The organism is Nitrospirota bacterium (genome assembly GCA_035516965.1).
Classification (GTDB): domain Bacteria; phylum Nitrospirota; class UBA9217; order UBA9217; family UBA9217; genus MHEA01.
Genome location: DATIZR010000089.1, coordinates 1 through 25,017, shown reverse-complemented (window position 1 = coordinate 25,017; position 25,017 = coordinate 1). Strand labels below are relative to the sequence as shown.

Below are 25,017 nucleotides of genomic sequence, written 5' to 3'. Positions count from 1 at the left end.
GCGACCATCGGGAATGTTCTCTTCCGGGAAATGCTCCCGGATGAGTTCCCATTGCTCGTCTGTCAGACGCACGGCCATGACAGATAATACCGCGTCCTACGAAGATGACAAGCAAAATCTAATTTTGAGATAGGTTCTAGTTATTATCAGAAAGACCCGTAAGTCCGTCTACGCGGAATGATCAAAAAACAATCCTGCCCGTTCCCGCGCTTCGTCCACGCTATTGCTGGTCTGGACCCTGGTTGCCAGGTGGTGTCCGAATTTATAGTTTTGGGCGAAATAATGGGTGAACTCCTTCAGCCTGCCGAGCCGGTATTCAGGCCGGAAAAGCCCGTTCAGGAGATCGATAAAATTGCCGTAGACCGCTGGCAGGGATACCGCCGGCTCCGTGATGGTGCACCCGAACAGGTCGCGGGCAATTTCGGCAAAAAGCCAGGGTCTTGTAGCCGCCCCGCGGCCGAGCATCAGGCCGTCGGCTCCGGAGACGCGCAGACAGTGTTCCGCATCCTTGACAGAGAATATCCCGCCATTGGCGACTACCGGGATTGAGAGCCATTCCCTTATGCGGGCAATACACTCCCAGCGCGGCCTTCTGGCAAAGGACTCGTCCTTCAGCCGTGCGTGGACCGAGAGCATATCAATGCCCGCGTCTTGGAGCATGGTGCAGAAGGCCTTTAATTTCCGGTCGTCCAAAGCGATGCCGATCCGGATCTTTGCGGTGAGGGGGAGCGAGGTGCGTTTCCTCGCCTCTTCAACGATGCGGCGGGCATCCTCCGGCTGTTCCATCAGACCGAAGCCCGCGCCGATCCTGCCGACGGCGGGGGCCGGGCATCCCATGTTCAGATCAACAGCATCCGCCTTCAATGCATGAAGCACCTCCAGGGCCGGGGCCACCTCTTCGACCGAGGCGACGAGGAGCTGATGGGAAAGCGGCTTTTCCGAAGCGGTCCTGATCAGGTACGGGGAGACGCGGGCACTCTCCGTGGGCAGTCTTTTTGCCCCGAGCATTTCCGTTGAGAGAAGACCGACCCCGCCAAAGCCGATGATGGTCTGCCGGAGCGCGCTGTGCGTAAGGCCGGCCATCGGAGCCAGAAGCAGGGGCGGATGGATCTGAAGATTGCGAATATGGATTTGCCGTTGAGATGGTTGCATTCTACTTTCCGGTAACGTGGCAGCGCTTCTTTTCGCTATGCCTTCTCCTTCTTCTCCTTCTTCACCTTCCTCGTGCCCTCGTACAGCTCATACTCCAGCAGCCGGCATTCGATTCCGCTGTTGAAGAAGGGGATGCTGCGTTTTGGCTTGAGGCTCACCTTTTTCGCGAGCGAGGGGTTGCCCGTGAACACATAGGCCCGGTATCCCCGGCACCTCTGCTTCAGGTAATCGCCGATCCTTTTGTACAGCACATCGAGCTTTGCAGCATCGCCCATGCGCTCGCCGTAGGGGGGGTTCATGATGATGGTTCCGCTGCCCGGCAGGGGCGTTTCCGCAAAATCGCTGGCGCTGAACTCGATCAGGTGCTCCACGCCTGCGGTCATGGCGTTCTTTTTCGCCGCCTCGACCGCGCCCGGATCGATGTCCGTCGCGACGATCCTCTTGCCAAGCGATTTTCGCGATTCCCTTTTTGCCTGCTCCCGCAGGTCGTTCCAGCGAGCCTCGTTGAACCCTCTCAGGTGCATGAACCCGAAGTTGCCCCGGAGCAGGCCGGGAGCCCGGTTCAGGCCGATCAGCGCGGCCTCGATCGCGAGCGTGCCGCTGCCGCACAGGGGATTGATGAAGTGATCCTCCCCGCGCCAGCCCGTAGCAAGCACGATGGCCGCGGCAAGCGTCTCCTGGAGCGGAGCGGCAAGCGGTATCCTGCGGTAGCCGCGGCGCGAGAGCGGCTCCCCGGAGGTGTCCAGGTACAGGGTGCACTGATCTTCCTTCCAGTACAGGTGCACCACCGAGCGGTCCCGTTCGGGCCCCGAATCGGGCCGCCTGCCGGTCTTCTCCTTGATCCGGTCCACGATCGCGTCCTTGCACCTGAGGCTCGCAAAGCGCGCGTCCCTGATCGTCTCGTTCTCGACGCTTGACGTGACGCAGAGATACCCGTCCGCGGGGATGAGGTCCTCCCAGCCGATGCGCGTGATCCCGCGATACAGCTCATCGGCATTGCCTCCCGTGAACTGTTTCACCGGGAACAGCACCCGGTGCCCGGTTCTGATGTACAAATTCAACCGGAGCGTGTCGTCGAGCGTACCCTGGGTCTCGATGCCGGAAGGGATCTCGGAAAGGACGGGAAGGCCGAGGGAACGGACCTCTTCGCGCAGGAACGGGGGGATGCCCCGAGAGCAGGTGATCAGGATCCTGGACGTCTCGGTGAGAGGACTCCCCGGGTTCACCCGATCCCCCCGGGCAGCTGCGTGCAATCGTTGAAGATGCGGACCGTGCAGACGCGGCACCGCTCGGGATCGAGCCTCGTGAAGAGGAGGCTCTTTTCCGCCTCGCTTTTGGACCGAAAGAGGTTCTCCTCCCCGATCCGCTTCGCGTAGCCGCCGCGCCGCAGGACGTCGATCACCTCGCCCTTGAGCGAGCAGAGATAGAGCTTGCGGCCGGTCAGGTGCAGGCGGTGCGCCTCGTTTGCCAGCATCTCGCACCCGGCGACATCGATGAAGTTGATGCCGCCGCCCACGATCAGGATATGGGCCTGTTCGGGATTCTCCTTGGTGATGCGGTGCAGCTCCTCGGCGATGTGGTTCACGGCGCCGAAAAAGAGCGACCCGTCGATCCGGACGATCTTGAGCTGGGGGCACTCGGGGGAAGGCTTTTTCAGGACATTCACGAAGCCGCGCCTGCCGCTGTCCGCGTCCGGCACCAGCGTGATGACCCGCGGGTGGGAGGTGCGGTTCAGGTAGAGCAGCAGCGAAAGGATGACGCCGACGTAGATGGCGAACTCGAGCTCGACCAGGAGCGTGGCGACAAAGGTGACGGCGAGCACGCCCGCTTCCTGCCTGCTGGTCCGTATGATGGTTCTGATATGATGAAAATCAACGAGGCCGTAGGCAACGAGCAGGAGCACGCCCGCCATGGAAGCGATCGGGAGATGGGCGGTGAGCGGCGCGACCAGCAGCAGTACGATGGCAAGGGTGACGGCCGCATAGACCGCCGCCATGGGCGTCTGGGCCCCGACCTCGTAGTTGAGACCGGTCCGGGTGAAGGACCCCGACGCGGCGTAGCTCGAGAAGAAGCTGCCCACGATGTTCGAGAGGCCCTGACCGATGAACTCCTGGTTGCTGTCGATGCGCTGGTGCGAACGGGCTGCCACGGCGCGCGCGATGGAGACCGCCTCGGCGAGGCCGAGCATGGCGACGGCGAGCGCCGCCGGGGCGAGCGACCGGATGGATGCCGTTGACAGGTCGGGCGTTGACAGCGGCGGCAGGCGGTCCGGCAGGGAGCCGATCAGCCGGACGCCGTGCTCCGCGCCGTGCAGAGCCGCGGCCACGAGGCTCCCGATGACCATGGCGAACAGCATCCCCGGCCACCGCGGCAACGTCCGTTTGAAGAAGAGGGCCGCGGCCAGGGTGACGAGTGCGATCACGAGCACGTACGGGTTCGAATCCGGCAGTTTGCGGAACAGGTCCCCCACGACGTGGACGAAGGCGTGGTGCTTCGAGCCGGGAACGCCGAGGAAATTGCCGAGCTGGCTCGTCGCGATGAGCAGCGCGGCGCCGGCGGTGAACCCGACTACCACGGAGTGCGAAACGAAGTTGACGAGCGTGCCGAGGCGGGCGAGCCCGAGGGACAGCTGAAAAAATCCGGCGAGGAAGGTTAGCGTGAGCACCATCTGGATGTAGGCCGCGCTCGCCGGCTCCGCCAGGGGGCTGATGGTGGTGAACAGGACGATCGAGATGGCGGTCGTGGGGCCGGAGATGAGGTGATAGGAGGAGCCGAACAGGGCCGCGATCATGGCCGGAACGATGGCGGAGTAGAGCCCGTATTCGGGGGGCAGTCCGGCGATCATCGCGAAGGCGACGCCCTGCGGAAGCACGATGATCGCGCCGGTGATGCCCGCCAGCAGGTCGGCCCGCGAGGACTTGCGCGTAATCAGGCGGCGCCAGCGGAGGAAGGGAAACACTTTTTCCCGGCGTTCCGTCGGCCAATGACCTCTCTTTTTTCCGTTCCCCATCGCGCTCCCGTGGCAGCAGGCACCTGTTCGAAAGTATACACGCTTCCCCGGTGCGAGTCCAGCCGTGACCAAGGAGGAGGCAGGATCCGGCGGAGCGCCTCCGGACGGGAGGAGAGTATGATTTCGTCCGCAATTCCGGGTAGTTCCGCGCAGCAAATCCACTTTTGTTCTTGTAATCGATTTTTGCTTCTGTTATTATGTTCGGGTTTTGGAGGTCAACGTGCAAAAGGCAGACCTTACAACCAGATCGATCGCCTGTTTCGTAGACCTCCTGATCGTCATCGCGCTGTGGCGGCTGCCCGACGTCCTCGGGTTCCTGTCCGCGTGCGGCTATATCCTGGTCCGGGACGGGTTGTTCCAGGGCCGAAGCGTCGGCAAGAAGCTGATCGGCCTGCGCGTCGCCGGGGAAGAGGCGGAAGCTCCAGCACCGGCCTACCGGGAATCGATCATCAGGAACACTCCCCTCGCCGCGGCGTCGATTCTTTTTTTAATACCCTACGCCGGCTGGGTGCTCGGGCCGGCCGCGGGCGTTGTGGAAGGGCTGGTCGCGCTGGGCGACGACAGGGGTATGCGCATCGGCGACATGCTCGCCAGGACATGGGTCGTTCAGCCGATACCGGCACCGGCTAAAACTGCTCCGGTCGCGGAGCCCCCGGCCTCGGACCCGTCCCCTGGCATCGGCGAGAAAGGCGAGAAACAGGATCCATTACCGTAACCATACGGTCACCTGCATTCTAAGCGGTCGGAACAGCACGAGGATCACATGGTAACGGTTTGCACGGCACGTCCGGCAAGGCGCGGGAGCGCATTCACCGGGCGCGCCGATGACAGGCCCGCAAGGAAAGGAGCTATTGCAAAACAATGTTCATCAACACTATCATGGGCTGGTTTTCCAATGACATGGCCATCGACCTGGGCACGGCCAACACCCTCGTTTACGTCAAGGGAAGGGGCATTGTGTGCAACGAACCCTCGGTGGTCGCCATGTCGGTGCGGACCGGCAAGGTGCTCGCCGTCGGGTCCGAGGCCAAGAAGATGCTCGGCCGCACGCCGGGCGATGTCAAGACGATCCGGCCGATCAAGGATGGCGTGATCTCAGACTTCGATGTGACCGGCGAAATGCTCCGCTACTTCATCCAGCGCGTGCACAACCGCAAGTCCTTCATGCGGCCCCGCATCGTGATCGGCGTTCCCTCCGGCATCACCCAGGTGGAACAGCGGGCGGTCAAGGACGCCGCGGTCACCTCCGGCGGCCGCGATGTCTACCTGATTGAAGAGCCGGTGGCGGCCGCTATCGGGACCGGCCTCCCCATCTCCGAGCCCTCGGGCAATATGATCGTCGACATCGGCGGCGGCACGACGGACATCGCCGTCATCTCCATGGACGGCGTCGTCTACAGCAAGGCCATCCGCGTGGGCGGCGACAAGATGGACGAGGCGATCATCAACTACATCAAGCGCAAGTACAACCTTCTGATCGGCGAGATGATGGCCGAGCAGATCAAGCTGGAACTCGGCTCCGCGTACAAGATCGACAGCCAGCGCCAGACCATGGAGATCAAGGGGCGGGACCTGGTCTCCGGCATTCCCAAGACGCTCATTCTCGACGACGACGAGGTCCGCGAGTCGCTTGCCGACCCGGTCAGCCAGATCCTAAACGGCATCAAGCAGGCGCTGGAGAACACGCCGCCGGAGCTCTCGGCGGACATCGTGGACAAGGGGATCGTGCTGGCGGGCGGCGGAGCGCTGCTCAAGGGCATGGATGTCTTCCTGCGCGAGGAGACGTCGCTCCCAATCATCATCGCCGAGGACCCGCTCACCTGCGTTGTGCTCGGGGCGGGCAAGGTCCTCGATGACGAGGACATCCTCCAGAAGGTCAGGATGTAGCCCCCTCTTTTGCCGGGGGCTTTTTCGGAATTCAGTCATTGTGAATAAATTGCCACGACGCGCAGATCGCGCGCGAAGCACCCATGCATTTGCTCGTGCCGTCTTCAGACGTTCTTCGCGTTCCTCCTGTTTTTCGTGGTGACGATTGATGAGATCCCGGCTTCGGGTTTGAAGACCCCTGGCGGGGGAGACGGAGAACAGCAGCAGGCATGCCCGGCTTCATAGTAAGACACACAAAGCTCCTGATCATGCTCGGGCTCTTCCTGGTCCTGTTCTGGCTGGTGACGTACCAGGTGAAGTCCGGCCGCCTGACCTTTATGGAGAAACCCGTCCTCGCGGTGTCCGCGGCCTTCGAGCGGATCGTCACCGCTCCTTTTCGTTTTGCCGACTCAGCGATCAACGGCTATGTTTTCCTCGTCCGCGCTGCCCGCGAGAACGAGCGCCTGAAGCAGGAGATGGACCGGCTGAGGCTCGAGAACTCGATCGCCGGCGAGCTGCTGGGCGAGAACGAGCGGCTGCGGGACCTCCTGGGATTCAAGAAGCTCCCTCCCCTCTCATCGGTCGCGGCCCAGATCATCGCCAAGGACGCCTCGCCCTCGTCCCGCACGATCACCCTCGACAAGGGCTCCGGGGACGGCGTCGTGAAGGACCGCGCGGTAATATCCGCGGGCGGGGTCATCGGCAAGGTCCAGGCCTCGCTCCCGGGCTCCGCGAAGGTGATCCTGCTGACCGACCCGGGCAGTACGATCGCCGTCCGGGTGCAGCGGAACCGGGAAGAGGGGCTGCTCGAAGGCAAACTGGAGCGGTGCGCGCTCAAGTACGTGTCCTACTATGCCGATATCCAGGAGGGGGACCTGCTGGTGACCTCCGGGCTTGACGGGATCTTTCCCAAGGGTCTGCCCGTCGCCACCGTCGTCAGCGTCTCGAAGCATGAGGCCACGGCGTTCCAGACCGTCCTGGCCAGGCCCGTGGTGCGGCTCTCCCGGCTGGAAGAGGCTCTGGTGCTCGTCCCATGAAGACCCGCGTGTACCTCGCGATGCTGCTCCTGATCATTCCCGTCCAGGCGAGCCTGTTCGGCCCGCTGTCCCTGGCGGGGATCAAGCCCGACCTTTCCCTGGCACTCGTCTACAGCATCGGCCTGTTGACCGGTCCGGCCGAGGCGGCCTTCGCGGGCATGGCTGTCGGCCTGGTCCTGGACATCGGATCGGCGAGCCTGATCGGCATGAACGCCATGACCAAGGGCCTCATCGGCCTCGGCGCCGGTCTCCTGGGGAGACAGGTCCTGGACATTGCGAGTCCCATGAACGCGGTGTTCCTGTCGGCTTTTTCACTCGCGGAGAGCATTATTATCGCCTTGCTCCTGCAGACCTTTTACGGAGAGGTCCCGTTCTTCAGTCTCTTCCTGGAGCGGATGCTCCCGCAGGCCCTGTACACCGGGGTCCTCGGGACCCTGCTCCTGGGGTTCATCAGCCGCAGAAAGGTCCTCGGTGCGCTGGTGCGGCGGTCGCTTTTGAAGGAGTAGCAGATGTTGCAGCAGGACAGTCCCATCGATATTCAGAGAAGGCTGCCGTTCCTGGCGGCGTTCATCGTTGTGTTCGTCGTCATCCTCCTCGGCAGGCTCTGGTACCTCCAGGCAGTCAAAGGAGACTTCTACCAGGAGCAGGCGGAGAGCAACCGGATACGGCCGGTGAAGCTCAGGCCCCCCCGCGGCATCATTTACGACCGCTACGGCAGGCCGCTCGTCGAGAGCGTGCTGACCTTCGACATTTCCCTCGTTCCCGAGGACGCTCCGGACCTCGATGCGACCATAGACAAGCTCGCCTCGCTGATCAAGACCACTCCCGCCGCGATCCGCGCGGCCCTCGACGATGCCGAGTCTATCAGGACCAAGTACGACCCGGTCAAGGTCAAGGAGGAGGCTCCCTGGGACCTGGTCGCCCTCATCGAAGCGCACCAGGAAGAGCTCCCCGGCGCGATCATCGAACCGGAGCACCGCAGGCACTATCCCTATGACGGCCTTGCCTCGCACCAGCTCGGCTATATCGGCAAGGTGTCGCAGACCCAGCGCAGGCAGGAGCAGGCCGATATCGGCCTCCTGACCGGCCAGGGCGGGCTCGAAAAGGTCTACGACAAGTACCTTCGCGGAGTTGCCGGGAGGCGGATGATCCAGGTGAACGCGGCGGGCAGAAAAGTGAAGGACCTGGGGATCGAGGAGCCGCGGCCGGGCACGGACCTCTATCTCACGATCGACCTGGACGTCCAGCGGGCCGCCGAAGAAGGGCTCGGCGAACAGGCGGGCGCCGTCGTCGCCCTGGACACGGATACCGGCGAGATCCTCGCTCTCGCGAGCCATCCGAACTATGACCCGAACCTGTTCCCGCGGGGCATATCCCCGACGGACTGGGTGCGCCTCATGAACGATCCGTCCCACCCGCTGTACAACCGCGCTATTCAAAGCGTCTACCCCCCGGGCTCCACATTCAAGATCATCGTGTCCCTCGCCGGTCTCGAATCGGGCGTGATAAAGCCCGATGAAAAGATCACCTGCCATGGCTCGCTCAGGCTCGGCAATCACACGTTCCGGTGCTGGAAGAAGGAAGGGCACGGGGCGATTTCATTCCATCGGGCGCTCGTCGAGTCCTGCGACGTCTACTTTTATACGATGGGCGACCGGATCGGCTGGGACCGCGTCGCAGAGTATGCGAGAAAGCTCGGATACGGGAGCCTGACCGGGATCCTCCTGCCTGATGAGAAGCCGGGCCTGGTCCCCACGACCGAGTGGAAGAAAAAACGTACGGGCGATGTCTGGCGCACGGCCGACTCCTACATCAATTCCATCGGCCAGGGGTTCCTGCAGGTGAGCCCGATCCAGGCGGCGCAGATGATCAGCGCCGTGGCGAACGGCGGCACCTTCTACCGTCCCACGCTCCTCAAGTGGACCAGGAACCGGGAGACCGGAGAGACAAAGGCCGCTTCAACGGAGCATAAACGCCAGATCACCATCGATCCCGCGGCACTCGAAGCAGTGCGGAGCGCGCTCCTGGGCGTCACCTCGGAGCCGGGCGGCACCGCGCACGGCGCGGCCACTCCGCTGGCGAGCGTGGCAGGCAAGACCGGCACGGCCCAGGTCATTGCCCAGAAGGTCGCCGGCAGGAAGCTCGCCCAGAACATCGCGGACCACGCCTGGTTCGTCGCGTACGCGCCGGCCGATCATCCGAAGATCGGCGTGGCAGTGCTGGTCGAGCACGGCGGACACGGCGGCGCCACGGCCGCCCCGGTCGCCCGGAAGGTGATCGAGGCATTCATGAAGAATGAGGAGTACATGAAGCATGCTGGACCGCAGACAGCTCGCTAATATGCCCTGGGGCCTGGTCACCCTCATTTTCGCCATCGCGCTGTTCGGCGTGACCACGGTTTACAGCGCGACCTATACGCCCCATGGCCCGTCGCCCCTGTTCTACAAGCAGTTGATCTGGACGGCTCTGGGCGCTCTGATCATGATGGCCGCGCTCGTTCCCGACTACCACACCGTGGGCCGCTACGCCTACGTCCTCTACGCCGTTTCCCTCGTGCTGCTGCTCCTGGTCATGGTGATGGGCAGGACGGGCATGGGCGCGCAGCGCTGGCTCGCGATCGGGTCCTTTGCCTTCCAGCCCTCGGAGCTCGCCAAGCTTTCCGTGACGCTGGCGCTCGCCCGGTACTTCGCCGAGGACCCGAAGGGCGGTGGCTACGGCCTCCGGGACCTGGCCATCCCGGGCGCCATGGTGGTGGTCCCGGTCCTGCTCGTCTTGAAGCAGCCCGACCTCGGTACGGCCATGATGCTGGTCCTCACGTCGTCGCTCATCGTCATGCTCGCCGGGGTCCGTATGCGGGCGGTCCTTGCGGTGGTCGTCGTCTGCGCCACGATCGCCTCTTCCGTCTTCCTCGTGCCGCCGGTCCGCCATAAGATCTGGGGAAAGCTGAAGCCCTACCAGCAGAACAGGATCAAGGCCTTCGTGGATCCGAGCTCGGACCCGCTCGGCAGCGGCTACCACGCGAACCAGTCCAAGATCGCCGTGGGCTCGGGACAGCTTTTGGGCAAGGGGTTCCGGAAGGGCACCCAAAGCCAGATGGCCTTCCTGCCCGAGCGCCATACGGACTTCATCTTCGCGGTGATCTCGGAGGAGCGGGGCTTCGTAGGCTCGGCGCTGCTGCTCCTCCTGTATCTCGTGCTGCTGCTCGCCGGCATTGATGCGGCCAAGAATGCCAAGGACCGCCTCGGCGTGCTCATGGCCGGCGGCATCGTTTCGATGATCGCCCTGTATGTCATCATCAATGTCGGCATGGCGGTTGGCATCGTTCCCGTCGTCGGCGTTCCGCTGCCCCTCGTCAGCTACGGCGGGACCTCGATCATCACCACCTTTCTCGCTATCGGGCTGCTCTTGAACATCCAGACGCGGCGGTTTATGCTGTTCTACTAACTGCAGCGACAGGCGACACGCGTCGAGCGCTGCCTTCCCTCGTCTCTGGTCACTTGCCACTGACTTTTATCAATGGAGCTTCATGTACGAAGATTTCCTCCCCCTTGTCCAGAAACCCGCGCGATACATCAACACCGAGATCAACGCCGTCCATAAGGACCATGCGAGTGTCAGGACCAGTGTCTGCCTCTTCTTTCCCGACGCCTACGAGGTCGGCATGTCCCATCTCGGTATCCGCATTCTCTACGATATCCTGAACAGGAGGGAGGACACGGTGTGCGAGCGCGTGTTCTCGCCCTGGACCGATTACGAGGAGAAGCTCCGCAGCTCGGGAAGGCCGCTCAGGAGCCTCGAATCGAACACTCCCCTCTCCGAATTCGACATCATCGGGATCTCGCTCCAGTACGAGCTGTCGTACACCAACATCCTGGCCGGACTCGAACTCGCGGGCATACCCGTGCGCGCACAGGACCGCTCGGACAGCCACCCCCTGGTCGTGGCGGGCGGCCCCTGCGCCGTGAATCCTGAACCGCTTTCGGACTTCATCGACGTGTTCTTCATCGGCGAGGCCGAGGAAGCCGTCCATGAGCTCGTCGAGCTCAGGCAACAATACCCTTCCCGCCAACAGTTCCTGCGCGAGGCGGCGGGGCGCGAGGGCTTTTATGTAACGGCCCCGGGTCCAACTCCGGTCCGGCGGCGCTACATCAACGATATCGACGCCGCCCCCTATCCCGAGCGTCCGCTCCTGCCGCTCCTGAAGCCGGTGCACGACCGCGTGAGCGTAGAAATTGCCCGGGGCTGCATCCGCGGCTGCCGCTTCTGCCAGGCCGGCATCATCTACCGCCCGTTCCGGGAGCGGAGCCCGGAGCGGATCAGGGACATCCTGCACTCGTCCCTGGCCTGCACGGGCTACGAGGAGCTCTCCCTCGCCTCGCTCAGTTCGGGCGATCACTCGGCGATCGAGCCACTGATCGTGGAGCTTATGAAGACCTACCGCGACAGCCGGGTCTCGGTCTCGCTCCCGTCGCTCCGCGTCGGCACGCTCACGCCGGCCATGATCGCGGCCATCGCGGAGACGCGCAAGACCGGGTTCACCCTTGCGCCCGAGGCCGGCACCGAGCGGCTCCGCCGCGTGATCAACAAGCCGGTGAGCGACCCGGACCTGATCGATGCGGCGGAGACCATCTTCGCGAGCGGCTGGAGCGTCGTGAAGCTCTATTTCATGGTGGGACTGCCGACCGAGACGGACGAGGACCTGGACGGCATCATCAGGCTCGGCAGTGAGCTCCTGGCCCGCGGCAAACGCGTTTCGAAGCGCCACATCCAGATCAACATCAGTGTCTCGACCTTTGTACCCAAGCCCCATACGCCCTTTCAATGGTCCGGGCAGGCATCGCTGGATGAGATCAGGCGCAAGCAGGCGTATCTCGCAAAGGGGCTCCGCAAGCGCGGCATCAACCTGAAGCTGCACGACCCGGAGACGAGCCTGCTCGAAGCCGTGTTCGCCCGGGGCGACAGGACGCTCGGCAGAGTGCTCGAAGAGGCGTTCCGCAGGGGATGCCGCTTCGACGGCTGGACCGAGTGCTTTGACTTCGGGAAGTGGAGCGGGGCCTTCGCCGCCTGCGGGATGGACCCTTCGGTCCTCGCCTGCCGGTCGTTCACGCTTGACGACGCACTTCCCTGGGACCATATCAAGACCGGCGTGACGAAGCAGTTCCTGAAAGAGGAGTATCAGCGGGCGGCTGCGGCGGAGATCACGGAGAATTGCCGCACCGAGTGCATGCACTGCGGCATCGGCTGCGGGGACGGCGGGACGCGGGAGCTCGGCGTGCCTGTTCCTCCCAGCAGGGAACCAAAGGCAGCAGTGAGCGGGGCAAGCGGGAGACAGGCTGCCCCTCCCGTGGCCACGACGCGCATCAGGATGAAGTTTTCCAAGACCGGAAGGGTCCGGTTCCTCTCCCATCTCGATTTCATGGTCCTGTTGCACCGCTGCGCAGTCCGAGCGGGGGTGCCGGTCGCCTATTCCCAGGGGTTCAATCCTCATCCCAGGATCGCCTTCGGGCCTGCGCTGTCCGTGGGGATCGAGAGCGAGGCGGAGTACCTGGACATGGACACGGATCCCTTCGTCGACCTGCTGCAGGTCACGAAAGACCTGAACAACAGCCTTCCCGAGGGGATCAGGATCCTCGAGAGCCGGATCGTTCCGCACAGCGCGCCGTCGCTTTCCGGCTGCATCAGCAGGTACGACTATCGTGTCGCTGTGCCCGAGGCGATGGCGGGCTCCCTGGCTGACCGTGTGGCCCGCTTCCTGGAGCGCCCGTCGATCATCGTAACGAAGGAAGGCCGGTCAAAGGACCTGCGTCCCTGCATCGTGGCAATGGGAGTATCCGTGTCTTCCGGCGGGGAGGGGCTCCTGCTCACGCTCCGGGACCATGGCCAGGTCAGGCCGCGCGTGCACGACGTGGTTGCTCAATGTTTCGAGACGGGTCCGGAGCAGACGCTCCAGTTCAGGATCAAACGGGTCGGCATGTATTGCCAGACCCCGGATGGATGGGCGAGCCCGATGGATGGGGAGAGTCAGGAAGGCAGGAAAAAGCTGCCCTGAAGGGAAATTTCTTCCTTACCTACGCGGCCGGGGTGGCGGCGGGGTACTTGTTCATCCGCTCGTCGGTGATAAAGGTCCGGTCGGCGAAGCAGGGCAGGAGGCTCGGAACGACCGTGTTCCTGCCCGCGTGCTTTGCCTTGTACAGGCGTTCGTCGGCTTCACCCAAGAGCGCGGCGCTCCCAACCTTGTTCTCGATGCTTGCCACACCGAAGCTCGCGGTTATCGAGAGGCTTCTCCCGTTGATGGCGATCCCGGTCTCGGCGATCTTTTTCCTGAGCTTGTCTGCGAGCTGGACCGCGGGATAGAGTGCCGTGTCCGGAAGGACCAGCAGGAACTCCTCGCCGCCGAACCGCGCCACGTAATCTGATTTTCGGATCAGAGAAGGAAGCAGCAGCGACAGCGCCTTCAACACCGCGTCCCCTGCCTGATGACCGTATGCGTCGTTCACGTCCTTGAAATTGTCAACATCCACCATGATGACCGAGAGTTCGGTATGGTGCCGCCTGGCATAGGCGATGTCGCTCTCGAGCAGCCTGTCCAATGCCCGCCTGTTATAGCAGTTCGTGAGCGGGTCGATGGCGGCCGCATTTTCGAGCTGCTGGATGTTCAGGTTCTTTTCGAGCGCGATGTTGATGGAGCTCACGATCGTGCTGATGATGCTGTTATGGTAATCGAGCATCCTCCTCCGGGGCAGAATATACAGCCGGGCGATGTTATCCATGATCCCGTAGGAAATCAGTTTATTGAGGTCTAGAGCGTCAGGATTATGACTGTTTTCAGGGTTGGTGGACCTGAAATCATGCAGCCAATAGTCAACATTTTGACCTCCGAACTCCTTTGAAACGTACTCGGCAAAGCATCCGCTATATGCTCTCGGGTCGATCCAGAGGTCCAGGCCGGACCCTTTCTTCAGTGCAAAGCCGAAAAGCTCGTAATTCAGGATCTCTTTCAGGCAGCATGAAACTTCATGAAGAATCCCGTTCATATCCCTGTGCTGATTGATCTTCAGGATATACTCGCTCAGGGTCTCATAATCGATTCCGCGCGCGATCCTGTATCCGAGTTCCAAGGCTGTACGGGTCTTGTCTATGGCTCTTTTTATCTTGATGATCATGTCTGGCCCCTTTCTCTTACAATAAAAGCAAGTTTAATGCCAATTATGAAACCGCGTCCGATGAAGGCTCTATTCGCCCTTCAACCGGTCAGCGCTCCAATCCCTCAGAGCTTTTTGTCCTTGAATTCGCTGCCGCTCTATTATATAGTTGGTCGTATGCAGAATATTCGTCAGCGGTGAGGAGAAATTCATGTCATCAGAGATCATCGTGAACGCAGGCCGGGAAGAGACTCGGGTGGCCCTGCTCGAGAACGGTCTGGTAACCGAAATATTCATCGACCGCAAAAAGGACCGCGGCATCGCCGGGAACGTCTACAAGGCCCGGGTCATGAAGGTCCTGCCCGGCATGCAGGCTGCCTTTGTGGACATCGGGCTCGAAAAATCCGCTTTCCTGTATGTCGGGGACGTCTTCGACAGCACCTCGGAATACACACCCCTGATGGAGGATGAGGGGCTGGAGCTCGAGGTGGAGCCCAAGCGCAAGCGCTCCCACGCGAACCAGATCGAGGACCTGCTCCAGGAGGGCCAGGAGATCCTCGTCCAGGTCTCCAAGGAGCCCATCAGCACCAAGGGCGCCCGCGTCACGACGTACATCAGCATTCCCGGCAGGTACCTGGTCATGATGCCCGGCGTTCACCACATCGGGGTGTCCCGACGGATCGAGAACGGCGAGGAGCGCAAGCGCCTGCGCGAGATCGTGGGCCGGCTGCGCAGGCCGAACACGGGCTACATCATCAGGACCGCCAGCCAGGGAAGGAGCGAGGAGGAGTTCACGGCGGACATCGAGTTCCTCGCCCGGCTCTGGGAGACCATTCAGAAAAAGAGGGAACGGACCTCGGCTCCGGCCCTCCTGCACAACGAACTTGACCTCGTCTTCCGCGTGATCAGGGACACCTTCACCCGCGATGTGGACCGCATGGTCATCGACTCCGATGAGGAGTACCAGCGCGTGAAGGACTTCATCGAAGCATCGGTACCGGGGCTCGGACGGCGGGTGAAGCCCTATGACGGGGACGAGCCGATCTTCGAGCACTACGGCGTGGAGATCGAGATCTCGCGCGCCCTGGGAAGGAAGGTGTGGCTCAAGTCCGGCGGGTACATCATCATCGACCAGACCGAGGCGCTCACGACCATCGACGTGAACACCGGCCGCTACGTGGGGAAACGTTCCCTCGAGGACACCATCTTAAAGACAAACCTCGAGGCCCTGCGCGAGATCGCCTACCAGCTCAGGCTCAGGAACATCGGCGGCATCATCATCCTGGATTTCATCGACATGGAACGCGAGGACAACCGCCGCAGGGTGTATTCCGCGCTCCAGGAGGCCCTCTCGAGCGACAAGGCAAAGACCACGATCTCCCACATCTCGCCGATCGGCCTGATCGAAATGACCCGCAAGCGCATCCGCGAAAGCCTCGGCCGCACGCTGTGCGAGTCCTGCCCCTACTGCGACGGCCGCGGCCACATCAAGTCGGCGCGCACGATCTGCTACGAGGTCTTCCGTGCCATCCGCCGCGCTTTCAGCGAATCCGAAGAGAAGAAGGCGCTGGTCACGGTGAACTCCGTTGTCGCGGACATGATGTACGACGAGGAGCGGCAGGGCGTGGAGGAGCTGGAACGGGAATTCCAGAAGAAGATCGTGATCAAGGCCGACCCGAACCTGCACCAGGAGCAGTATGAGGTCGTGATGGTGTAGGGAGCTCATGGCAGTGACCCACGTTCTGTTATGCCTGCATCGCTTGGGCCGGGATTCGCTTCCCAGCCTTTAAAGAAAGCGGATTCAGGCAGGAATTTTTCGGGAATGACGGCCTCCGCGACTGCCGGGTCTCAATAGTATCTCAAACGCCGGAAAACCTTGATAACTGCCTTCCTTCGAGACCACCCGCGTTCCCCGGTTCAAACGAGAGCATCCGATTTCATTCGCGCCTCCCCGCGTGCCGACCATTCCTTCCTCAATATCTTCACGCGAATCAATAACTCCAGTGCCGAAGTTTCCCGGAAAGTGTCGACGCTTCCTGCCTTCGTGCCGATATCAGTGCGGAACACGCATACTTTTGACCTATTGACTATCACCGTATTTTTGATATCTATTAGGTAGTTAATTGTTAACGAATGCGTGGGGGAGGGAAGGCCCGCCTGCTGCATGATTCGCATTCGAGAAAGGAGTTCCTATGTTCTCCCTGTTAAAAATCTTGCGATCCGGCATTCTGCCTGCAATGATAGCGTTCTCACTGGCGTCCGGCGCGGCGGCTGCCAGCCCGAAGGCCTATGTCGGAAACTTCAAGGATAATACGGTAAGTGTGATCGATACGGCCGCTGGGACTGTTGTCGCAACGATCCCGGTCGCTCCCGGGCCTCACGGCATGACCATTACGCCCGATGGCCGATGGGTCTATGTGAGCAGCGACGGAGCCTCGGTCGTCAGCGTCATCGACACCGCTTCTGACCGCGTTACGGGAACGATCGAGGTCGGCAAGTCGCCGCATGGCGTAACGTTCGTGCCCGGAAAGGGGCTGCTCCTGGTCGCGGTGAACGGCGAGGACAGGATAGCCTTCGTTGACACGGCGAAACAGGCTGTGGTCGCCAGCGTCGGCGTCGGGAAGCCCCATACCATCGGGGTCAGTCCGGACGGCAGGGTGGCATATGTATCATCGCAGGTGCCCGGCCGCTTCGAAATTGTTGTCATCGACCTCGTCGCACGCAAGGTCGTGCGCACGGTCCCGCTCGACAAGACGCCCCGCGACCTGGAATACAGCCCGGACGGCAAGGCGGTCTATTTTACCAAGGCCGGCTCAAATACCGTAGAGGTGCTCGATCCCGCATCGGACAAGATCGTCGCGGAGATCCCCACGGGAGCGTCCCCGCACTACGTGAACCACCCCCGCAACACGATATTCGGCATGGCTATCGTGCAGGGGCCCGGCGAACTCTTTTTATTCGACCCGGTGACCAACAAGCCGGTGCGCAGCATCAAGGTTGGCGATCAGCCCCACTGGCTCGCCCTCTCCAGCGACGGCAAGACCGCCTATGTAACGAACGAAGGCTCGAATACCCTCTCGATCGTAGACATCACGGGCGGGAAGACCACGACGGTCGCCGTGGGTAGCCAGCCGCGCAAGATCGTCGTCCAGCCGCTCGCCGGCGACCCGAAGGTTTCGATCGAGAATTTTGCCTTTGTCCCTCAGGTGGTAACCATCACCCCGGGCGAGAGCATCACGTGGAGCAATAACGACGGCGGTCCGCACGCGATCGCGTTCAAGGACGGTGTTGCGGCCGGCTCCGACACCCTTTTCCCCGGGAAGACATACAGCAGAACCTTCGACAAGCCGGGAACGTACGAGTATTTCTGCTCGATCCATACGTACATGACCGGGCGGATTGAGGTGCGCGCACCCTAGCAGGAGCGCGGCAGGGATTGAACCGAGTCAAGGAGTGAAAGCGGGGAAGAGTGCTGCGCCGATTGAGTGGATCACAGGATTGCTTTCCCTCGTATCGGCGTGTGAGCATGCTTGCAGCTCATCTTCGGGCCACGAAAGCCGGCATCACGCCGAAGATCGCAATCAGCAGATAGAAAACCGTCCCCGACACCGGGTCCTGGTTCGCCAGGTACTGCCTGATCGTCATTCCCCAGAGCCAGCCAACCATCGAAACTTCCGAAGCGATCAAGAGTCCAAATGCGAGTAGACCGACACCAAGCCGAGCTGACAGCGCTGCCGGCACTTCGAATTGCCGAACGACCCACCGTGCCGCAAGAATGGTCACTGCGATCATGATGGGCGCTTCCATCAGCTCGGCGGCCCTTACGCCGACACGCGGGACAAGCCACAGGACTCGAATGGGCCCGAGTATGAAGCCCGCCCCGAACACAAGAACGAAATAAAGAATGCCCGCCTTGAGAGTCCGCATGATGATTTCCCGCCTCCCCGTACAGGGAAACAGCGTGATGCCGGTTGATCGCAGAATATGTATTTTGATTCCAAAATGGCAGACAAAATTATTCTACCATGGAGTCCGGGAAGTGCGTGAAGATTATTCGCGGTGTTCGACTTTTATTTTCCTTCACTCCCCCTTCGTTGTCGCCGGCCTTGGAGAACGTTCCGTTATCCTCTTATTGAGCAGAGCTGGAGTTTTGAACCCGTTGCGCCAACCAGTTCCGACACACGCCGGGAAAGAACTATAATCAAAGGTAAGGCCAGCTGCAATGCCGTCTCGCCCGCAGCAGTGGTGCGGGGCATGCATCTCAAAAGGAGCGCGCCATGTTCATCTCTCGCAACCTCATGACCCCGAAGAGAATGATGGGGTCCCCGGTCATTCTTCTCTTTTCAGGTTTGATCATCGCGACCCTTGCCAATACTTCCTATGCGCAGGAGGTCCGCTACTATCCCGTCCCACAGGGCTCCCATCCTCATGACGTGGCGCCCGCGCCGGATGGCACGGTCTGGTACACCGCCCAAGCCAGGGGCGCCCTCGGGAGACTGGACCCGAGGACCGGCAAGACCGATCAGATACCGCTCGGCAGCGGCTCCGCGCCGCACGGCGTGATCATAGGCCCCGACAAGGCAGCCTGGGTCACGGACGGCGGGCAGAACGCCATCGTCCGCGTCAATCCCGCTACCAGGGCGGTCAAGGTCTATCCCCTGCCGAAAGGCAGCAGATACGGGAACCTCAACACGGCGGCCTTTGACGGGAAGGGCATCCTCTGGTTCACGGGACAGAGCGGCGTCTACGGACGACTTGATCCGAAAACGGGACGCCTCGAGATGTACGATGCCCCCCGCGGCTGGGGTCCCTACGGCATGACGGGAACGCCGAACGGCGATATTTACTTCGCATCTCTTGCAGGTAATTATGTCGCACGAATCGATACAGCAACAGGCAGGGCCCAGGTGATCGAGCCACCAACGAAGGGCCAGGGAGCCCGGCGCGTCTGGTCGGATTCGGCAGGACGGATCTGGGTCAGCGAGTGGAACTCGGGCCGGGTGAGCGTCTATGATCCGAAGACAAGCGGATGGCAAAGCTGGAAGCTTCCCGGCGACTCCCCCCGCGCCTATGCCGTGTATGTGGACGAAATGGACGTTGTCTGGCTGACGGATTTCGCATCGAACGCCATTGTACGCTTCGACCCCAAGACCGGAGCGTTTAAGAGCTTTCCGAGCGACCGCAGGGGTGCGAACGTGCGCCAGCTTCTCGGCAGGCCGGGAGAGATCTGGGGGGCGGAGTCAGGGAACGACCGGCTGGTGCTCATCGAGGTCAAGTAGCTTTGGGGGCAGGGAGGACAGAATCCCGGTCGGGATCAAGGGGCAATATCGCCGCCGCTGCCGGTGCTCATGTTCGTCGCCGTCCCGCTCTCGGGACGACAATAGCGCCCTCGCTGAAGCTGCCCAGCACCTCAGCCTTTCCCTTCAGATACAGTCTCCCGACGAGGGCGCCGGTCACGGCATCAAGCTCATCACCGTTCATATTCCTCTCGAGCCCCTTGAGCCCGAGTTTCTCCAGCCCTCGCCGCAGCCTTGAAAGCCCGCCCTGTTTGCGCGCGATCCGCCAGATATCCTGCGCGGCGCCGGGATAGATCTCAATGACCTCGAACCCGCGCCCTTCCAGGAGTTCTTTGAGCCTGATGCCGCGCGTGGTCAGCAGCCGCATGGGGCCGAGCGTGATGGGGAAGAAGCGGATGCCGCGTTTCAAAAGCTCGCGGTCGCAGGCCCGGAAATGCTCACCGGTCCTCTCCTCGAGGGATGTTCTTCCCGGCGGCAGGCTGAGGGGCGCATCGATCGCCACGAGAGACGCACGGGATGCTTCAATGAAGGCGAGGATATCATCATCGGAATGCACGGTCTTGAACGCGGAAACAGTCATCCCCCTGAGGATGCATATGCCCGTTTTCCGCCCGGGACTGCCGGCGAGGTCTACGCCGACAACGCGGGTGATACCGGAGAGGGTAGACTTCGAGGAGGATGCGCTCATAAAGCAATTACTCTTTCTTCTATTCGTGAAAATGCGGACTTACCATCATACGCAACGCCACATCTCAGACCCATAACAGGAAATAATCATTTTTTTTCGCTCAGAGCCGCAAAGCCGCAAAGAAAGGATGAGAATCGAAAGACCACTTACCGTAAAGTTCGAGAATAAGCAAGAACTTGATCCAGGAACTGAATAGCCCTCAAATACAGCTGTGTTTCATTTCGCATGTTATTTTTTTCGTTTTTCTTTGCGTTCTCTTCTACTTTGCGAAAAACGGATTTCGCAGTTGCTCCTTCAAAATTATGCGAAATAATCAGACAATTTTACCGCAGACGGTGCAGAAATTTCATCGCACTTCCCGGTACCGGAAGCAGCCTGTCACGTGGTCGTTGACCATGCCCACCGCCTGCATGAAGGCATAGCACATGGTCGAACCCACGAACTTGAACCCCCGCTTCTTCAAATCTTTGCTCATGGCATCGGCTTCATCGGTCGTGACGGGGATCTCGCCCAGATGTGCAAACCGGTGCTTCACGGGCTTCTTGCCGACAAACCGCCAGAGATAGGCATCGAAGGACCCGAACTCTTCCTGTATGACAAGGACCTTCTTCGCGTTGGTGATCGCTGATTCGATCTTCATCCGGTTGCGGATGATGCCCTCATTCTTGAGGAGCCGCTCCACATCCCTTTCGCGGTAGCGCGCAACGACAGCGGGATGGAATCCCTGAAAGGCCTTGCGAAAGTTCTCCCGCTTCCGGAGCACCGTGGACCAGGAAAGCCCCGCCTGCTGGCCCTCCAGGACGAGGAACTCGAAGAGCTTACGGTCGTCGTGGAGCGGCACGCCCCATTCCCGGTCGTGATAGGCGATCATGAGGGGATCGTCCGATGTCCAGGGGCAGCGTTTTCTGTTCTTTCGCATATCGGGGCTCCTGCCTGTACTCTGTTGCCTTGCTGGGAAGTCGATTAAATCAATGCGAGCACCATCGGAGCGGATGAGCTGAACATCCAGGAAAGCTCCCCATGAGGATCAGGAATTGACCGTAGCAGCGTTTGACGGGAAACCGTGCCGATTTCCTGGTTCCCCTGCGGTCACCCAGTGTGGCGTGTGTTTGGCGGGGCTCATTGCGCGGACCGAAGAAGAGTGGGAAGATGTGCAGAACCGACTATCCTTCCCCATCACGGAATCAGAAGATTGTCAATCAGTCTTGTGCGTCCGAGCCGCGCGGCAAGGAGCATCACCATCGTGCCCCGGGCTTCCGCGAGCGAAGCGAGCGTTTCGGGGTCCGCGATCTCGACGTAGTCGATCGTTACCCCCGGCTCCGTCTGCAGCACTGCCCTGGCCTTGTTCTTCAGCTTCTCCGGCTCCCCGGCCCCGGCGAGGTACAGGTCCCGGGCCGAGGTCAGCGCCCGGTACAGGACCGTCGCCGCCCGCCGCTCCTCCGGGGTCAAATAGCTGTTCCGGGAACTCATGGCGAGGCCGTCGGCCTCGCGCACGGTCGGGAGCGCCGCGACCTCCACGCCGAGGTTCAGCTCCCGTACCATGCGTTTGATCACCACGCACTGCTGGAAATCCTTTTGGCCGAAATAGGCCCGGTGCGGCTTCACGATGTTGAAAAGCTTGGACACGACCGTGGCGACACCCTTGAAATGCCCGGGCCGTATCGCGCCTTCGAGGATTTCGGACACTCCCTCGACGACCACGAACACGGTGGGCTGGGCGGGGTACATTGCCTTCGCTTCCGGCATGAACAGCAGGTCAACGCCAGCGGACTCGCACTTCCTCCGGTCGCCCTCGATGTCGCGCGGATAGCGGTCGAGGTCCTCGTTCGGCCCGAACTGCGTCGGGTTCACGAAGATGCTCGCAGCCGCGACATCGCACTCCTGCCGCGCCTTCCGCATCAGCGAGAGATGGCCTTCGTGCAGAAAGCCCATGGTCGGCACGAAACCGATCCGCTTTCCGTCCCTGCGGAACGATTCAGCGAGGGCCTGCATATCGGCTATGGCGGTGATGGTCTTCATGGCGCAGGCCCGATCGGATGACCAGGCTGTTATCGCTTCCCTTTTGACACCGGCACGTAATACTGCGTCCCCTGCTTCATGCTCAGGATCTGCTTCAGGAGGTCGTCGAGGTCGCCCCGGCGGTTCACGAAGTCGATGTCCGTCGTGTTGATGACCAGCAGGGGAGTCTGGGAGTAATGGAAGAAGTAGTGGTTGTACGCTTCGTTCACCGATGCGATATAGTCGCGGTTGATCTCCTTTTCGAACTGCCTTGCCCGCTGCCTGATCCGCCTGAGCAGCGTGTCCGTGTCGGCCTGCAGGAAGATGACGAGGTCGGGGCGCACGATCTTGGGCTCCAGCATCTTGTAGATCTGCTCGTAGAGCGCCAGTTCGTGGTCGTTCAGGTTCAGGTAGGCAAAGATGCGGTCCTTGGCAAAGAGGTAGTCGCTGATCGTGATACGCGTGAAGAGATCGGGCTGGACCATATCCTCCTGCTGGCGATACCGGTTGAGCAGGAAGAACATCTGCGTCTGGAACCGGTACAGCGCGGAGTCCTTGTAGAAATCGGTGAGGAAGGGGTTTTCCTCGGCCTGCTCCAGGATCAGGCGGGCGCCGAGCTCCCCGGCGATCAGGCTCGTGAGGCTCGTCTTGCCGACGCCGATGGGCCCCTCCGTGACGATATAGCGCGTGTTGTGCGTCTCCGGTTTCCTGGTCATGGCTCTCTGCGGTCACCTACACTTCATGACCGTGGCGGTGTCCTTCAACTCCTGCAGCATCAGGCGGGCGGTCTTCTTCAGGACCGGATGCACCGCATCGGGGGCTATCTCGACCAGCGGAACGAGAACGAACTTCCTGGCGGCCATCTGCGGATGGGGAATGACCAGGTCAGGAAGGTTCACCACCTGCTCCCCGTACAACAGGATGTCGAGATCGATCGTGCGCGGCCCCCAGCGCAGGGTGCGCTTCCGTCCGAGCCGCTCTTCCAGCGCGAGGCATCGGGCCAGGAGCACGGCCGGGGAGCGCTCCGTTTCCAGGGCGACGACCGCGTTGATGAAGTCCTCCTGCTCCTGGTAGCCCACTGGCTCGGTATAGTACAGCGAGGACACCGCAACGACCTTATCAGCCTCCTCCAGCAGCTCGATCGCCCGCTGGCAGTTGGCCTTCTTGTCGCCCACGTTCGAGCCTACACCGATGTACGCAATGGCCGGCATAAAAAACCTCTGGCCGCAGATTTTGGCAGGTAACACGTAGAGGACGGGACAATATCAACGCCCCCCACCAGTTCCTGAATCTGCGTGAATCCCTCTCCACCCTGCTTCGCGTGCAGAGGAATCATTCTATCAGTACTCGAATTGCAACCCCGCCATCCGCTTCTTGAACTCGTCGAGCACGCGCTGTTCGTCCGCCCTGCCTTTCGCTTCGAAGGTGGCTGAGAACCGGATATAGGAGCCGGCATCGTCCCAGGGCACGGTGCTGATCAGCTTCTCGGCGATCAGGAACTCGGAGAATTCCTCGGCAGTCGCGAACCTCCTGCCGCCCCTGACGCCTTTCGGCATCCTGACGTAGAGGTAGAAGGTCCCCGCGGGCATCTTCGCGCTGAATCCCAGGTCCGCAAGCACCGCGGTCATCGCCCTGAGCCTGCGCTCGTACTTCGCGGTGATCTCGCTGGTGATCTCCGGGTGTTCCAGCGCATGGATCCCCGCCTTCTGGATCGCCTTGAACTGACCTGAGTCATAGTTGTCCTTCACGTTCCCGTATCCCGCGATGACCCGCTCGTTCCCGGCCACGAACGCGAGACGCCAGCCCGTCATGTTATACGCCTTGGAAAGCGAGTGGACCTCGACGCCGACGTCCTTTGCCCCGGGAACGGACAGGAAGGACAGCGGCTTGGAGCCGAACATGAGCGCGGCATAGGCCGCATCGTGCACCACGATGACGCTGTTCTCTCTGGCGAACTTCACGACCCGCTCGAAGAAGGCCTCCGTGGCCCCGGCGCCGGTCGGATTGTTCGGGTAGTTTATGTACAGGAGCTTCGCTTTTTTCCTGATATCGGCGGGCAGGGAGTCAAGGTCCGGCAGAAAACCATTCTGCTCCAGGAGCGGAAGGTTCACCACGCTCCCCCCGTACCAGCGGGTGTGCGTCCCCAGGATGGGATAGCCCGGGACGGTCATGAGCGTCACGTCCCCGGGGTTGATGAACGCGGCCGGGAACATGGCAAGCACGGGCTTGCTGCCGATGCCGTGGAGCACCTCGGTCTCGGGGTTGATCCCGGACACGCCGAAGACCTTCTGCAGATACCGTGCCGCAGCCTCCTTGAACTCGGGGATGCCGTTGTCGGCGTAGCCCCGGTTCTCGGGCTTTTCCGCCTCCTGCTTGAGCGCCTGGACAACGCCGGGGAAGGCCATCTCGTCGGGCTCTCCCACGCCGAAGTCGATCAGCTCGACTCCGGGATGGGCGGCCAGGGCCGCGCGCTTCGCACGCTTGATCTTCTCGAACTTGTAGATCTTCGTCTCTTTGCCGAACCGCAGACCGCCGATGCGTTCGGCAAAGAGGCCTTGGATGTAGGTCTCACTCGTTGTCAACTGCGTTCCCTCCGCTTATAATGCACCGTGGAGAATGCCGAACAGGGGGAAAGGTGTTCGCTCTCATTGTGCGTTTTCCCTTTTTTCATGTTACCGTGTTCCTGAGCGATCCGATCCCCTCGATCCGCACCTCGATCTCGTCGCCCGGCTTCATGGGCCCGATGCCCGAGGGCGTTCCCGTGATGATGAGGTCCCCGGGAAGCAGCGTCATCACCTTCGATATGAAGCTGACCAGAAAGGGAACC

Annotated in this window: 22 protein-coding genes; 10 read left to right on the top strand and 12 right to left on the bottom strand. The window is 61.6% G+C overall.

Going from position 1 to position 25,017, the window contains the following annotated elements; all coding sequences use genetic code 11:
- Positions 1-168: 168 nt before the first annotated feature.
- Genes VL197_13475 through VL197_13465 form a run of 3 tightly spaced genes read right to left on the bottom strand, consistent with a single transcriptional unit; the run spans position 169 to position 4,162 of the window.
- Positions 169-1,152 carry a tRNA-dihydrouridine synthase family protein gene (locus VL197_13475; GenBank protein HUJ18988.1) on the bottom strand — a complete coding sequence of 328 codons (984 nt, stop codon included), beginning with the start codon at positions 1,150-1,152 and terminating at the stop codon, positions 169-171.
- A 35-nt stretch (positions 1,153-1,187) separates the two neighbouring features.
- The gene (locus VL197_13470; protein ID HUJ18987.1) at positions 1,188-2,378 is read right to left on the bottom strand and encodes a class I SAM-dependent RNA methyltransferase; all 1,191 of its coding nucleotides are present in this window, start codon (positions 2,376-2,378) and stop codon (positions 1,188-1,190) included.
- Complete coding sequence (locus VL197_13465) at positions 2,375-4,162, bottom strand: SulP family inorganic anion transporter (protein ID HUJ18986.1); 1,788 nt, start codon at positions 4,160-4,162, stop codon at positions 2,375-2,377. The genes VL197_13470 and VL197_13465 overlap by 4 nt, the downstream gene beginning before the upstream one ends.
- Before the next feature lie 220 nt (positions 4,163-4,382).
- On the opposite strand from VL197_13465, the gene VL197_13460 reads away from it, so the two are divergent.
- The 7 genes from VL197_13460 to VL197_13430 all read left to right on the top strand — a co-directional run bounded on the left by VL197_13460 (position 4,383) and on the right by VL197_13430 (position 13,114).
- On the top strand, positions 4,383-4,877 hold the full coding sequence (locus VL197_13460) for an RDD family protein (GenBank protein ID HUJ18985.1): 495 nt from the start codon (positions 4,383-4,385) through the stop codon (positions 4,875-4,877).
- A gap of 146 nt (positions 4,878-5,023) precedes the next feature.
- Positions 5,024-6,049 (top strand): rod shape-determining protein, encoded by a 1,026-nt coding sequence (locus tag VL197_13455; protein HUJ18984.1) that lies wholly within the window; start codon positions 5,024-5,026, stop codon positions 6,047-6,049.
- A 209-nt stretch (positions 6,050-6,258) separates the two neighbouring features.
- Positions 6,259-7,065: a rod shape-determining protein MreC gene (mreC, locus tag VL197_13450; protein HUJ18983.1), complete on the top strand. Its 807-nt coding sequence runs from the start codon at positions 6,259-6,261 to the stop codon at positions 7,063-7,065.
- Positions 7,062-7,571, top strand: a complete 510-nt coding sequence (mreD, locus tag VL197_13445) for a rod shape-determining protein MreD (protein HUJ18982.1) — start codon at positions 7,062-7,064, stop codon at positions 7,569-7,571. Before mreC ends, mreD begins: the two co-directional genes overlap by 4 nt.
- A gap of 3 nt (positions 7,572-7,574) precedes the next feature.
- Positions 7,575-9,404, top strand: coding sequence for a penicillin-binding protein 2 (gene mrdA, locus VL197_13440; protein HUJ18981.1), 1,830 nt, complete (start codon positions 7,575-7,577; stop codon positions 9,402-9,404).
- Positions 9,379-10,509 (top strand): rod shape-determining protein RodA, encoded by a 1,131-nt coding sequence (gene rodA, locus VL197_13435; GenBank protein HUJ18980.1) that lies wholly within the window; start codon positions 9,379-9,381, stop codon positions 10,507-10,509. The genes mrdA and rodA overlap by 26 nt, the downstream gene beginning before the upstream one ends.
- Positions 10,510-10,591: 82 nt before the next feature.
- Positions 10,592-13,114 (top strand): TIGR03960 family B12-binding radical SAM protein, encoded by a 2,523-nt coding sequence (locus VL197_13430; GenBank protein HUJ18979.1) that lies wholly within the window; start codon positions 10,592-10,594, stop codon positions 13,112-13,114.
- Positions 13,115-13,133: 19 nt separating this feature from the next.
- Here VL197_13430 and VL197_13425 read toward each other — a convergent pair whose 3' ends face one another.
- A complete protein-coding gene (locus tag VL197_13425) occupies positions 13,134-14,228 on the bottom strand; it encodes a GGDEF domain-containing protein (GenBank protein ID HUJ18978.1) in 1,095 nt (364 codons plus the stop codon).
- 190 nt (positions 14,229-14,418) lie between these two features.
- On the opposite strand from VL197_13425, the gene VL197_13420 reads away from it, so the two are divergent.
- Both VL197_13420 and VL197_13415 read left to right on the top strand, forming a co-directional pair.
- Positions 14,419-15,924, top strand: coding sequence for an Rne/Rng family ribonuclease (locus VL197_13420; GenBank protein HUJ18977.1), 1,506 nt, complete (start codon positions 14,419-14,421; stop codon positions 15,922-15,924).
- A 520-nt stretch (positions 15,925-16,444) separates the two neighbouring features.
- The gene (locus VL197_13415) at positions 16,445-17,626 is read left to right on the top strand and encodes a plastocyanin/azurin family copper-binding protein (GenBank protein ID HUJ18976.1); all 1,182 of its coding nucleotides are present in this window, start codon (positions 16,445-16,447) and stop codon (positions 17,624-17,626) included.
- Between the two features lie 118 nt (positions 17,627-17,744).
- Here the strand turns inward: VL197_13415 and VL197_13410 are convergent, their stop codons facing one another.
- Entirely contained in the window at positions 17,745-18,134 is a 390-nt protein-coding gene (locus VL197_13410) for a hypothetical protein (GenBank protein HUJ18975.1), read from the bottom strand.
- Positions 18,135-18,484: 350 nt separating this feature from the next.
- Here VL197_13410 and VL197_13405 point away from each other — a divergent pair, with 350 nt between their 5' ends.
- The gene (locus tag VL197_13405; protein ID HUJ18974.1) at positions 18,485-19,486 is read left to right on the top strand and encodes a lyase; all 1,002 of its coding nucleotides are present in this window, start codon (positions 18,485-18,487) and stop codon (positions 19,484-19,486) included.
- A 67-nt stretch (positions 19,487-19,553) separates the two neighbouring features.
- Here the strand turns inward: VL197_13405 and VL197_13400 are convergent, their stop codons facing one another.
- From VL197_13400 to VL197_13370, 7 genes are all read right to left on the bottom strand, one after another.
- Positions 19,554-20,192 (bottom strand): DUF429 domain-containing protein, encoded by a 639-nt coding sequence (locus tag VL197_13400; GenBank protein HUJ18973.1) that lies wholly within the window; start codon positions 20,190-20,192, stop codon positions 19,554-19,556.
- Positions 20,193-20,538: 346 nt separating this feature from the next.
- Positions 20,539-21,111 (bottom strand): DNA-3-methyladenine glycosylase I, encoded by a 573-nt coding sequence (locus tag VL197_13395; GenBank protein ID HUJ18972.1) that lies wholly within the window; start codon positions 21,109-21,111, stop codon positions 20,539-20,541.
- Positions 21,112-21,368: 257 nt separating this feature from the next.
- Positions 21,369-22,211 carry a pantoate--beta-alanine ligase gene (panC, locus tag VL197_13390; GenBank protein ID HUJ18971.1) on the bottom strand — a complete coding sequence of 281 codons (843 nt, stop codon included), beginning with the start codon at positions 22,209-22,211 and terminating at the stop codon, positions 21,369-21,371.
- Positions 22,212-22,240: 29 nt separating this feature from the next.
- Entirely contained in the window at positions 22,241-22,906 is a 666-nt protein-coding gene (locus VL197_13385) for a deoxynucleoside kinase (protein ID HUJ18970.1), read from the bottom strand.
- A gap of 12 nt (positions 22,907-22,918) precedes the next feature.
- A complete protein-coding gene (folK, locus tag VL197_13380; GenBank protein ID HUJ18969.1) occupies positions 22,919-23,401 on the bottom strand; it encodes a 2-amino-4-hydroxy-6-hydroxymethyldihydropteridine diphosphokinase in 483 nt (160 codons plus the stop codon).
- Positions 23,402-23,530: 129 nt separating this feature from the next.
- Positions 23,531-24,772, bottom strand: coding sequence for an LL-diaminopimelate aminotransferase (locus tag VL197_13375; protein ID HUJ18968.1), 1,242 nt, complete (start codon positions 24,770-24,772; stop codon positions 23,531-23,533).
- An 85-nt stretch (positions 24,773-24,857) separates the two neighbouring features.
- Positions 24,858-25,017 (bottom strand): fumarylacetoacetate hydrolase family protein (locus VL197_13370; protein ID HUJ18967.1); only part of this gene is annotated, 160 nt, incomplete at its 5' end.